This is a genomic window from Alicyclobacillus shizuokensis NBRC 103103 (assembly GCF_001552255.1).
GTDB lineage: Bacteria > Bacillota > Bacilli > Alicyclobacillales > Alicyclobacillaceae > Alicyclobacillus_G > Alicyclobacillus_G shizuokensis.
The window spans coordinates 40,619-52,732 of sequence record NZ_BCQV01000011.1; the positions used below are offsets into that span (position 1 = coordinate 40,619).

The 12,114-nt window shown below is 63.7% G+C and carries 10 protein-coding genes; all 10 read right to left on the reverse strand.

Annotation, left to right across the window (positions count from 1 at the left end):
• On the reverse strand, window positions 1-1,053 hold the full coding sequence (locus ASH01S_RS05845; protein ID WP_067925027.1) for a mannonate dehydratase: 1,053 nt from the start codon (window positions 1,051-1,053) through the stop codon (window positions 1-3).
• Window positions 1,050-1,706, reverse strand: coding sequence for a bifunctional 4-hydroxy-2-oxoglutarate aldolase/2-dehydro-3-deoxy-phosphogluconate aldolase (locus tag ASH01S_RS05850; protein ID WP_067925029.1), 657 nt, complete (start codon window positions 1,704-1,706; stop codon window positions 1,050-1,052). Before ASH01S_RS05850 ends, ASH01S_RS05845 begins: the two co-directional genes overlap by 4 nt.
• The gene (locus tag ASH01S_RS05855; RefSeq protein ID WP_245628946.1) at window positions 1,703-2,674 is read right to left on the reverse strand and encodes a sugar kinase; all 972 of its coding nucleotides are present in this window, start codon (window positions 2,672-2,674) and stop codon (window positions 1,703-1,705) included. Before ASH01S_RS05855 ends, ASH01S_RS05850 begins: the two co-directional genes overlap by 4 nt.
• Window positions 2,671-4,200: a tagaturonate reductase gene (locus tag ASH01S_RS05860; RefSeq protein ID WP_067925032.1), complete on the reverse strand. Its 1,530-nt coding sequence runs from the start codon at window positions 4,198-4,200 to the stop codon at window positions 2,671-2,673. Before ASH01S_RS05860 ends, ASH01S_RS05855 begins: the two co-directional genes overlap by 4 nt.
• Window positions 4,201-4,265: 65 nt before the next feature.
• On the reverse strand, window positions 4,266-5,069 hold the full coding sequence (gene iolB, locus ASH01S_RS05865) for a 5-deoxy-glucuronate isomerase (RefSeq protein ID WP_067925034.1): 804 nt from the start codon (window positions 5,067-5,069) through the stop codon (window positions 4,266-4,268).
• Between the two features lie 123 nt (window positions 5,070-5,192).
• Entirely contained in the window at window positions 5,193-6,707 is a 1,515-nt protein-coding gene (locus tag ASH01S_RS05870; RefSeq protein ID WP_067925098.1) for a UxaA family hydrolase, read from the reverse strand.
• A 142-nt stretch (window positions 6,708-6,849) separates the two neighbouring features.
• Window positions 6,850-7,923: a M24 family metallopeptidase gene (locus tag ASH01S_RS05875; protein ID WP_067925037.1), complete on the reverse strand. Its 1,074-nt coding sequence runs from the start codon at window positions 7,921-7,923 to the stop codon at window positions 6,850-6,852.
• A gap of 3 nt (window positions 7,924-7,926) precedes the next feature.
• Window positions 7,927-8,712, reverse strand: a complete 786-nt coding sequence (locus ASH01S_RS05880; protein ID WP_067925040.1) for a DeoR/GlpR family DNA-binding transcription regulator — start codon at window positions 8,710-8,712, stop codon at window positions 7,927-7,929.
• A gap of 94 nt (window positions 8,713-8,806) precedes the next feature.
• Window positions 8,807-10,351 carry a xylulokinase gene (locus tag ASH01S_RS05885; protein ID WP_067925043.1) on the reverse strand — a complete coding sequence of 515 codons (1,545 nt, stop codon included), beginning with the start codon at window positions 10,349-10,351 and terminating at the stop codon, window positions 8,807-8,809.
• Between the two features lie 314 nt (window positions 10,352-10,665).
• Window positions 10,666-12,009: an MFS transporter gene (locus tag ASH01S_RS05890; protein ID WP_217996299.1), complete on the reverse strand. Its 1,344-nt coding sequence runs from the start codon at window positions 12,007-12,009 to the stop codon at window positions 10,666-10,668.
• Window positions 12,010-12,114 lie beyond the last annotated feature (105 nt).

Below are 12,114 nucleotides of genomic sequence, written 5' to 3' on the forward strand. Positions count from 1 at the left end.
TCAGGCGCCTGTGCGCTGGCGGCGGACCGCCTCCCACAGCCCGTTCAGGTAGGCCGCCCCCAACGCCCGGTCGTATAACCCGTAGCCGGGGCGGCCCTGTTCCCCCCATATCATGCGCCCGTGGTCCGGCCGAATCGGCCCATCATAGTGGAATTCGGCCAAGGCCGTCATCACCTCGTACATATCGACCGATCCGTCCGCGCTTTGGTGCCCGCTCTCGTGAAACCGTCTGGGCCCGGTCACGCGCACGTTGCGCGCGTGCACGAAGTGAACGCGCCCCCGCGCCAGAAACTCCCGCAGCAGCGACGGAACATCGTTATCCGGGCTGGCGCCGAGAGACCCGGTGCAGACGCACAACCCGTTGCTGGCGACATCGCACAGGTCGAGCACCCGACGCAGGCCCGGGCCGTCGCAGAGGATGCGGGGCAGGCCGAACACAGACCAGGGTGGATCATCCGGGTGCACCGCGAGCTTCACCCCCGCCTCCTGGGCCGCCGGGGCCACCGCCCGGATGAAGTACGCCAGGTTGCTCCACAGCGCCTCGGCGTCGACCTCCCGGTACGCCCGCATCAGGCCCTCCAACTCGTCGTCGCCGTAGCTGGCGTCCCATCCCGGCAGCTTCCACTCCCCACCGAGCGGGTTCATGCGCGCGACCTCTTCCTCGTCGTACGCCAACGTCAACGATCCGTCCGGCAATCGATAGTCCAGGCGGGACCGGGTCCAATCGAAGACCGGCATAAAGTTGTAGCAGACCGTCCGGATGCCGGCTTGTCCTAGCCGGCGCACAGTCTCAATGAAGTTCTCGATGTAACGGTCGCGGGTCGGCCGCCCCAGCTTGATGTCCTCGTGCACAGGCACGCTCTCAATCACCGTCAACTCCAGCCCCTGCTCGGCGATCTCCCGTTTCAGGGCGGTGATGTGTTCCACCGGCCACACCTCACCGACCGGGACCGTGTAGAGTGCGCTGACGACGCCCACCATGCCGGGGATTTGGCGGATCTGCCAGAGGCGGACCGGATCTTCCTGACCGTACCACCGGAACGACATTTTCATCCCCGGCGCGCCTCCTCCACCTGCCTGGCGACTGTGGCCGCCAGTTCCCGCACGCGGGCAAAGTCCCCTGCGGCCACCGCGTCTTGGGGGGTCAGAGCGCTGCCGACGCCCACCGCCAGGGCGCCGGCAGCCAGGTAAGCCCCCACCTCATCCGGCCGGATACCGCCGGTGGGCACAAACAGCGTACCGCGAAACGGTCCCAGCAGGTCTTTCAGGTACCCTGGACCGAGCGGTCCTGCAGGGAACAGTTTCAGCACCTCCGCCCCCGTCCGCAGCGCGCTGGCCGCCTCGCTGGCCGTAAGGATGCCCGGTATGTACAAGTGACCCTGTTCCCGCGCCGTCTGCACCAACGTCGGATCAAAATGCGGGCCGACGAGAAAGTCCGCCCCGGCCGCCATCGCCTCTTGCACCTGCCCTGTCGTCATCACCGTTCCCGCACCGAGCAGCAGTTCCCCGCCCAGGCGATCCCGGAGGGCGGCTATCACCTCGGCCGCAGCCGGTGTATCCATCGTCAATTCGACCGCCTTCACGCCCCCTTCCAACAACGCCTCCACAACCCCGTGCACGGCGTCGCTGGGCAGTCGGCGCAGCACAGCGATGACGCCCACCTGGCCGATCCGCTCAACCAATCGCCCCGTCGTTTGGCTCCTCATCTCCATACCCCTTTCGTTCCTTCCAGCTCCGCCAACGCCTCGGCGCGGGATGGATAGCCGGTATGGTCGCCGACCCGGGTGACCGCGTAGGCGCCGACCACCGCTCCCAGGCGCGCCGCCTGCTCGGTGGGCCAGCCTTCCATCAGGCCGGCGATAAAGCCGGCGTTAAAGCCATCCCCGGCCCCGACCGTGTCGACCACACGCGGCACCGGACAGGGGGGGACCTGGGTCAGGCACCCGCCTTCGCTCACCTGGGCACCCTGGGCCCCACATTTGACCACAACCCCTCGGCCCAAAAATCCAAGCCCACGTGCCGCCTCCTCCACGGCGTCCGCCGTGGCGGTGCCAAACAGGGCCATCGCCTCCTCATCGCCGAGGAAAAACCAGTCCAACCAGGGCAGGACGTGATCCACCAAGCTTCTCCAGGACGGCTCGTCGGCCAGCTTGTAGCGGATGTTGACGTCAAACGACACGGTGCACCCTCCAGTCCTGGCCGCGCCCAGCAGGTCATCGGCCGCCGCCTTGGCCTGGGCGCCGAGCATCCAAGTGATGCCGGTCGCGTGCACCCAGCGGTAACGCCCGGCCGCCACTTCCCGGGCGAGCGGGCGCACGTCCCAGAGTCCCTGCGCCATCGGAGACGTGGAACGGTAATAGTACACCGAGGTCGCCTGTTGAAGCCCGCTCCACTGTTTGAACAACAAAGCGGTCGGAGCCTCCGACTCCTGCACCCAGCGCACGTCGATGCCTTCCGCCCGGGCCTGGCGAATCAGCAGTTGGCCGAACGGGTCTCGGCCGACGGCCGCGGCGAACGCCGCTTCGACGCCCAACCGGACCAAACCCACAGCCGTGTTCAGCTCCGCCCCGGCCGCGTACGGAGTGAGCGGCGACCCTTCGCTGTAGGCGCCGGGTTGACTGGGGACCATCGCCACCAGCGGTTCTCCAAATGTCAATACGCGCCGCGCTGTCACCGTGTCTGAAACCTCCCTTGATCATATCCAGCCGCGAACACCTGTACCGCGCGGCGCACCGCCGTCTCCGCCCCCTCCGATTGAATCGCTCGGATGTTTTCGGCGACGGCAGGGGCCAAGCCCGACAGATTCCGCAGGTTCACTCCCCACAGCTCCTCCCGCGCCAAGAGCGCCTCAACGACAGCCAGGAGCCCCACTTCCGGTTCCTTCTCCCAGGCGTCGAGCAAAACCTGCACCTGCCGCTCATCGTCCCGAATCGGCCAACCTTCGACCCGAGCCCGCGGGTAATACATCAACAGCGCGGCCAAAGCGCAGACCAAGCGCGGAGGCAGCGCGCCGTAACGGCTGACATATGCGGTCAGCGTCGGCACCAGGCGCACCCGCGTCTTGGCGATGGTATTGAGGGTGATGCTCAACAGCTCGTGCTTCAGATACGGGTTTTGAAAGCGCTCGAACACCTGGGCGGCAAACGACTGCAAGACGGACGACGGGAGTGATTCCCCATCGAGAGCCGGGATGATTTCCGCTTCGGCCAGCCCTTTGACGAACTGCGAGAAATCCGCGTCGGCCATCACCTCACCCACCGTCTGTCGGCCGGCCAGCAGCGCCAGAGCCGACATGGCTGTATGCAGTCCGTTGAGGATGCGCACCTTCTGCAGCCGGAACGGGCTTACATCGTCCACCATATGGACGTTGAAACCCAGACTGGCGAACGGCCAGCGGGAGGGCAGCCGCTCGTCGCCGCTGATGGCCCACAGGTGATAGGGCTCGCCAACGGTCAACAGCTCATCCCGATAACCCATCCGGGCAAATAAGCCCTCCGCCTCCGTCGCGTTCGGATAACCCGGTAGGATGCGATCCACCAGCGTGTTGCAGAAGCGATTGGCCCGCTCCACCCAATCCGAAAACGCCTGCGGCAGCCCCCACTCCCGGGCGTGTCGCAGCACCAAACGGCGCAGCTCATCCCCATTGTCGTCAATCAGCTCACAGGGGATGAGCGTCATCCCAGCCTGCTCGTCGCCGGCAAAGTGTTGATAGCGGTGATAGAGGTACGCCGTCACCTTGGCGGGGAACGACTCGGGCGGCCGCCCCGGATGGTGCGCCTCGCTTTCGTATACCAGCCCGCGCTCGGTGGTGTTCGAGATCAGGATATCGATTTCTGGCGCTTCGGCCAAGCGTAAGATTTGCCGCCAATCGGTGTACGGATTGAGGGCGCGGCTGACTGACGTGACGACGCGCGCCTCATCCACCCGCCGACCGTTCTCCAGCCCGCGCAGCCAGACCGTGTACAGCCCGTCCTGAGCATTGAGCCGGCGCACATTGTCGGCCCCGCTGCGGCGCGGCGCCACCACGACAATGCGGCCGCCAAAGTGTCCGCGCTCGTTCAGCTCGTCCACCAACCAGTCGACAAACCCGCGCAGGAAGTTGCCTTCGCCAAACTGGATGATGCGCTCCGGCCAACTCTTCACCCGTTCATACCGATCCGGCTGGTGTTGCTTCAACCACTGCATCGACAAACGCTCCACCGAGCGACCTCCTTTCCATGTCGCGACGGCACTTTGCTCTGACGGGTAACACGTTGTGCCGTCCGTCAGGCATTGTGGACCCAGGCGTGGTCCGGATCGTCATGCGGAATCATGACGCGGTCGATGTCGCCGGCCATGACCCACAGGTAATACAGCTCGTAACCGGCTGCCGCGCACACCGGGTGGTACCCACGCGGTATCAAGAACACGTCTCCGTGCTCCACCCGGTGCACTTCGTCCAAGGAGCGGTCCTTCGTGTAAATCGCCTGCAGTCCGAAGCCCTGCCGCGGTTTCAGGCGGTAGTAGTACACCTCTTCCATACACGCCTCGACGCCGGGTTGGTAATCGTCGTGCTTGTGCGGTGGATAGCTCGACCAGTTGCCCGGCAGGTTGAAGGTTTCGCCGACGATGATGCGTTGGACCTTGCCCTCCGCCTCCTTGACCACCACGTCATGCACGTAGCGGCTGTAGTTATCCCGGCCGACCAGGCGCGGTTTGACCTCCTCCGGCCGAACCACAAACGGTGTATGCTCCTCGCTGGCGGGAGCCTGGCAGACCGCGACCTCAAGTGGCCCGGGCCCAGTGTTGGAAACGGTGAAGGATGCGCGCACGGGCACGTAGACCGCGGTTGCCCGCTCCGCGAACACGTCACTGCGCTGGAGGCTGCGGTAGGTTGCACCTCCCACCTCGACCTCGCACTGGCCGGACAAGAGCAGCAACACCGTCTCCACATCGGCAAACTGGCCTTGATGCCGCTCGCCCGGGCCCAGACGCAGGACGCCGAAGCGCAGGAGGCGCAGTCCGCCTGGGTTCGTGCTCCCGACCAACTCCCGGTACCCGGTGAACTCCTGAGACTTGACCAACAGCATGTTGCCATCCCTCCATTTCTGCTGCGGCCGCGCCGTGACCCGCGCGGCCTGAACGTGCCCCGTTCTCGCCACCTGGGCGTAGCGGTGGACTTTTGGCCTCGGCTCCGCTTGCAGCCTTGATGGCTACAGCGTCACCCCGTCTTTGAAAATCGCGATTTCACGGTACCCGAACCGCTCATTCTGGGTCTGCGACAAGCCCGAGGCCACATCGACGACCTGCCGATACAAGGCGGCCGCCAGCTCAATCATCGACGCCCCGCTGACGAGGCGACCGGCATCAAAGTCCATCCAGTGACGCTTGCGCGCGTACAGGTCGCTGTTGGTGGCAATTTTGAGTGTGGGCACAGGGCCGCCGAACGGGGTGCCGCGCCCGGTGGTGAACAGCACCAACTGCGCTCCGGCCAGGGCCAAGGCGGTGACGGAAACCAAGTCATTCCCCGGCGCCTGCACCAGCTGCACCCCCCCACCGTGGGCCGGTTCCCCGTACGCGTGCACGGCGGTCACGGGGCTGTGCCCGCCCTTTTGCACACAGCCCAGCGATTTTTCCTCCAGCGTCGTGATGCCGCCGTCCTTGTTGCCGGGAGAAGGGTTTTCGTAAATAACCTGGTTGTGCCGAATGTAGTAGTCCTTGAAATCGTTGATGAGTTGCACGATGTCAGCAAACGTCCGTTCGTCCTGCGCGCGGTTCATGAGCATCGTCTCCGCGCCGAACATCTCCGGAACCTCGGTCAACAGCGCCGCAGCCCCGCGATTTGTAAACAGATCAGCCACCTTGCCCACGAGCGGATTGGCCGTGATGCCCGAAAATCCGTCGGATCCCCCGCACTTGAGCCCAATGCGCAACTTGGCCACCGGAACCCAGGTGCGGCGAAACTGGCGGGCGTAGCCGGCCAGCTCGCGCAGGTGCGCAAGGCCCGCCTCGAACTCATCCTGCACGCTCTGCAGCGCCATGTAATGGACCTTGGCTGTCGGGACATCGCCAAGCTGGGCCTTCAACAGGTCTATCTGGTTATTTTCACAACCCAATCCGACCACCAGCACCCCAGCGGCGTTGGGGTGGCGGACGAGCCCGGCAATCGCCTTTTGCGTATAACCGAGATCATCCCCCAGCTGCGAGCAGCCGTACGGGTGGGGGAAGGCATAGACGCCGTCAATCCCAGATCCGGACAACTCGGCATGCGCCGCCTGTGCCAGACGCTCCACCATTTTGTTGACACAACCGACGGTGGGCAGCACCCAGATCTCGTTGCGAATGCCCACATCGCCGTTCTCGCGCACGTAGCCCTCAAACACGTCCGGCAAGGCCTCCAGATTCTCTTCCATGCGGCCCTGGGAAAGGCTCGGCGTATACTGATAGGACAACTTGTCTCCCAATTTCGTTTGCACGTTGTGCGTATGCACCCAGGCACCGCGGCGAATCGGCTGTGTGGCCCGCCCTATGGGGTGGCCATACTTGATGATGTCCTGCCCGGCCGCCACATCGCTGAGCGCAATCTTGTGGCCGCGCGGGATATCTTCAAGGGCCGTCAGTTGTCCTTCCGCCAGCTCCACCGCATCACCTTTCGCAACCGCTTCCAAGACCACGGCGACGTTATCCTCCGCGTGAATCCGCAGGGCCCGCCGCGCGGCCGCCTCCATCACCGGCATCCACTCGCCTCCCTGGCCCATGCGCACAGATGCCGCCTGCCAGGCTCTTGGGTGCGCGCCCAAAGCGCGGCAGCGGCTCTCTGTTGCTTTGTGGCATCATGTTGGATTATACCACATAATCTCTCAACCGGTTCTACGCATTTTTCACCAATATCCACGGCCTCGTCAACGTGACCTGGTCCCCCTGCACCTCTGTCTGTGGGTAGTGATGCGTGCCCGTCAACCATTCACGGCCGGATTCGCTGACCAGAAAGGTGTCTTCGACTTTCGCCCCGGCCACCGAGGGATTCCAGGCGACAGCCGCGAGGCGGGGCACGGGCAGCGATTGTCCGAGGTCGGCACGCACCTCGCGCGATTGGAACCCAATCAGTCCGCCCTGGTGATGCTCCATCCAGGCGTCGGCAAATCCCTGCGCCGCGTACGCGGCCTGCGCCTCGCGCACGACGTCGGCCAGCGGCACGCCGGGACCCGTCGCCGCCAGCATCCTGGCCTCCACGCGCAGCACAGCTTCATATCGGCGGGCCAGCTCTTCCGGCAGCCCGGCAAAGGCGACGGTCCGCGTCGTCGCGGCCACCAGGCCGCCGCCTCGGGCACACAGCGACACGATAGCGTACCGCCCCAGCCGCTCGGGTGTCGGCAGCGGATGGCGATACAGGCCTGCCCGGCGCTCGCCGGCGGCTAAGAGCACCACCGCGTCCAACCCCTGGGAAGCACAGAGAGCAGCCACGCGGGCCGCCAAATCAGCCTCCGTGTCCTCCGCGCGGGCCAAACGGCACGCCTCCTCCACCGCCCAGGAGGTCCGTCGTCCCAACTGACGATATACCTCCACCTGCTCCTGGTCCAACTGGATGCGCATACGCCGCATCGCTTCCGCCACCTCAGTGTCGGTCACGACCCGGCGCCCGTCACGCCACCTGCGCACAATCCCTTGCCGCGCCGCCTCGTCGTACCATGGGTAGACATGGACCGAATCGGCGGACAGGCCTTCCTCCGCCGTGAGCCGGGCCTGCTCAATGTTGCTGACAGCGCTTTCTATCCGCTCCTGGCTGATGAACACCGCCGCCAACCCCTGTTCGGTCGCCACATTGACGTGGAATCTTCCGCCAAACAGCCAGGCCAAATTGATCGCCCGCTGGATGATCAATCCGTCCCAACCCTGCTCCTCAAGCATCGACCGGACCCGCTCCACCCTGTCCGAATACGCCATGCGTCAGCCCCCTCTCTCGGTCTCTGCCGTTTCCGCCAGAATCACCTGTGCTCCTTGCCGCCTAAACGGATCCACGGCCTCGTCCGGGACCGACGCGTTCATCACGATGCCGTCCACTTCGTCCACGCGCGCGTACGACACCAAGGCCGCTCGCCCCAACTTGCTCGCATCCACCACGCAGTAGACCGCATCCCCGGCCTGCATCATGGCCCGTTTGATCTGCCGCTCCGCGCTGGAAGCCGTGGTCAGGCCTTGGCTGACGGACACCCCGCCCGCCCCGAGAAACACCACGTCCACGTGGTAACGCCCAATCATCTCCACGCATTCCGGACCGACGACGCAGGGAGTGCCGCGCTGATGAGTGCCGCCCAGCATGACCAATTGCACATGGACCGACGTGGACAGCTCCGCGGCAATGATCAGGTCGTTGGTCACCACCGTCACCGGCCGCGCCGCCAGCCGCCGCGCAATTTCCAGCGTGGTCGTGCCGCTGTCCAGCATCACCGTGCTGCCGTCGCGGATGAAGTCGACCGCTCGCTCAGCCACCGCCGCTTTTTCTGGCACGTTCTGATGCATGCGCTGCTGCGCCGGCGGCACCACATGCACCGGCTCCGCCAGCATCGCACCGCCGTGGGTACGCCTCGCCAGTCCCTCCGACTCCAGCTTGCGCAGGTCGCGGCGCACCGTCTCTTCCGACACCCCAAACCGACTCTTGAGATCCGAAATGCGTACGGATCCTTCCCTTAGCAAAATCTCCTTCAGTTTCCGCTGGCGCATCTCCCCTAGCACGGTCAATCTTCCTTTCCTGAACCCAGCAGCCTGCCCTTCAAGAAAACCTCACTATCCCGCAAAAGTCAACATGAATTATCGAATCCCCGCAGCCTCACGGGTGGTCCTTGGACACGTCGCCGTCAACTCCGGCGCCCTCGTCCCGCATCGTCTGCTGACGGTAAGCGTCCAAACGCGGCCAGACTGTCCGCATGCCGGCCGCAAACGCTTGATAGGCGGCGAACCCGGCCCTGTACACCTCCTGCTCCCGCGAATCCGGAACATACTCCTCCTGCACGGGGTTGACGCATCGCATCTCCTCTTCGGTCACCCAGCCCAGGGCCCGGGCGGCCAATAAAAAAGCGCCGTAGGCGGCGGCGTGCCGGATCCTCGGTTGGTGCACAGGCACCCCGTAGAAGGAGGCCTTCATGCGGTTCCAGGCCTGGTTCCCCGCCATCCCGCCGACAACGCGCACCGCCTGGACGGGCTCCACATACTGACGCATCCGCTCCAACACGGCCCGCAGTTCATAGCCAATCGACTCCAATGCGGCCCGCACCAGGTGTTCGGGCTGGTGCCCCAGCGTCAAGCCGCCGATAACCCCGGTGGCGCCGGCGGTCACAGAACTCCCTTTGCGCCCCATGAACCACGGCAGCATCAGAACACCGGCAGACCCGGGCCGCACCGACTGCAGAACACACTCAAGATGCTGCACATCGGGCGTGGATGCCCCAAGCAAACCCGTCAGCCACTCCAGCACAGCCCCGGATGCGGAAATCCCTTGCTCCAGAATCCACCTGCCGTCCAACACGTGCGGAGTGCAGCTCAGGCATTCCTCTTGGACAATGCGTTCCACTTCGCAGGACATGTTGCTGGTGGTTCCGGACGACTCCATGATTTCCCGCGGCCGCACTCCGGATCCCAGCACTTCACATGGCCTGTCCCCGCCGCCAATCAGGACGGGGATGCCGGGCGACAGGCCCAGTTGTTCAGCCGCTGCGCGTGACAGTCGGCCGACTGTCTCCTGCGGCGAGTGCACCGGTGGTAGTTGGTGCAAACCCACTTCGCAGGCCTCGAGCAGTTCCGGCCGCCACGCCAGCCGGTGGATATCGAACAGCAGGGTACGGGCAGCCAGGGTCCAGTCGGTGGCCACCTCTCCCGACAACCAATATAAGATGTAGTCTTTCGGCTGCATGTACCAGCGGGCTTTCGAGAACACATCCGGGCACCGGCGGCGCAACCAGAGGATTTTGCCGGCCGAATACGCGGCTCCTGGGGCGAGCCCAGTCCACTCCCGCACTCGGCCTTGGAAGGCGTCCTGCAGGGCGTCGGCCTCGGCCGTTCCGCGTCCGTCCAGCCACAGCAGAGCGGGCGCGAGCGGACGCATGTCCTCTCCCACCGGCACCACCGTCTCTCGCTGGGACGTCAGGGCAATCATCCGCACAGCTGCGGGCGGAGCCTCGCCAAGAAGTCGGGAGACCGCCTGTTGCAGGGTGCGTATCCAATCGTCGGGTGACTGACATGCCTCCCCGTCGGGCGTGACCTGTCGGGGGTACGGGACGGTCACTTCGTACAGTGGGTCAAGACCTGCGCCAAACAGCATGGCCTTGCAGGCGGATGTGCCCAAATCTATGGTTAATACCGCTTCCTGCGCACGCACGCGTCTGCACCCCCACAACGAAGTCTGGCTGGCACCGGGCAGGATGGTGCCATGCGCATGAAGCGCCGCGACCCATCGGCCAGTTCGCTTCCATTATACGAACAGGGCGCCGCCATGAGAAACACCGCCGTGGGGTGCTCCCCCAGCGGTCTCCGATCCGCCAGTTTCCAAGCTCGTCTTGGTTCCCGCTGATGCTCCTATCATCTGCCACCACCAAACTCGCATACTCGCATAAGAGAAGGTGTTCGCCACGGTCGAGGGGGTGACATCAGCGGCCACCAAAAATGATGAAGCAATGTGGCCAGCGAATCTCCTTAATCTGGCAGTGGTCTTCCTTTCGTCTCCACACAGAAAATTGCGCACACAAATCCCAGTACGTAAATCAAGCCAATGATAGTCGCTGCCAGGCTGTATCCACCAAAGATGGTGATCAAGTAGCCCGAGCATAACGGCCCCAGAAAAGCGACAAACCGGGCGGCATTGAAAACAAACGAAACACCCGTGGCCCGGATACTTGTGGGAAAAAACTCCGGCAACCATACGGGCATCCACGAGTACTGGCCAAGGGTGAAAACCCCGTTGATCGCGGTGAGAATCAGGAGCCAACTCAGGTTGTGCACCCATAGGAACAGCACAGGTGTCAAAATAAGTGAAAGGCCAAAGTACATCAGCGTCGTCTTCTTCCGGCCCCAGGCATCAGCCATGAAGCCAAGCATAACATACCCCAGGATGGCGCCGACATTGTAGATCATGCCACTGAGGCTCGACCAATGCGTGGTGGACAGCCCATGCGTCGCAGCGACCGCTCCGATGTATGCCGGCACCCAGGACGAGATGGCCCACCAACCAACCGTGGTCGTGAGCGACATCAGCAGGCCCAATAGGGCCCCCTTTCTTAAATTCTTGCTTGAGAAAAGCGCTTTCATCGTGAACAAAGCGTAGGTCTTTTCTTCGTCGGAAACAGCCGCGCCGCTCTCCACCTTTCTGCGCACATGGTTGCGCAGGGCGTTAGCTTGCTCCCACCTGATGGATTCGTCCACGTTCCGGCGCAGCCACAACAGCACGAGCGCCGGCAACACACCGATCAAATACATGATCCGCCATGCGTTTGGCCCCATATTGCCAACGAAGAACCAGATCAGGGAAGCCACGAAAAAACCAATCCCCAAACCTGACTGCATAATTCCTGCCGCTTTTGCCCGTGTTTTCGCCGGAAACACCTCGGCCACCATGGAAGTTCCTGTGCCCCACTCCGATCCGATGCACAACCCAACCAAAAAGCGGAGGAAAATGAAAGATGGCCACGACCAAGCGATGGCACTGATGCCGGTCATTACGGCATAGGACAGAATGGACAACATCATGACGCGCTTGCGTCCGATGTAATCGGCGAGTATGCCCCCGACGATGCCCCCTAGGCCCCATCCCAACAGCGTCAGGCCAATGGTGGTCCCGGCGTACAATGGAACCGAATTCGTCTGTACGGCAGGAAGCAGTTGCTTCAACGCGACTCCAATCGTCAAGATCAAGGCATACGTCTCATATCCGTCAAACATCCAGCCTAAATTGGACGCCATCAGCACATACCATTGCTTGGAGCTTATCGACCTGTACCACGGGACCGCATCGGTGGCCAGTGTGGCACTCATTTGACTCATGGCTGTACCCTCCTGATTCCATATTTTCTTGCCTAATACTCGAACATTCCGTCTCTTTCTGTTCTGAACGGTGTGTCGCAATGCCGCTTAGCTGCAACCGTCGCC

What these genes read in the sequence shown, in the direction of transcription:
- ASH01S_RS05845 (WP_067925027.1), bottom strand. Translation starts at nt 1,053, where the DNA reads ATGAAAATGTCGTTCCGGTGGTACGGTCAGGAAGATCCGGTCCGCCTC.
- ASH01S_RS05850 (WP_067925029.1), bottom strand. Translation starts at nt 1,706, where the DNA reads ATGAGGAGCCAAACGACGGGGCGATTGGTTGAGCGGATCGGCCAGGTG.
- iolB (WP_067925034.1), bottom strand. Translation starts at nt 5,069, where the DNA reads ATGCTGTTGGTCAAGTCTCAGGAGTTCACCGGGTACCGGGAGTTGGTC.
- ASH01S_RS05870 (WP_067925098.1), bottom strand. Translation starts at nt 6,707, where the DNA reads ATGGAGGCGGCCGCGCGGCGGGCCCTGCGGATTCACGCGGAGGATAAC.
- ASH01S_RS05875 (WP_067925037.1), bottom strand. Translation starts at nt 7,923, where the DNA reads ATGGCGTATTCGGACAGGGTGGAGCGGGTCCGGTCGATGCTTGAGGAG.
- ASH01S_RS05890 (WP_217996299.1), bottom strand. Translation starts at nt 12,009, where the DNA reads ATGAGTCAAATGAGTGCCACACTGGCCACCGATGCGGTCCCGTGGTAC.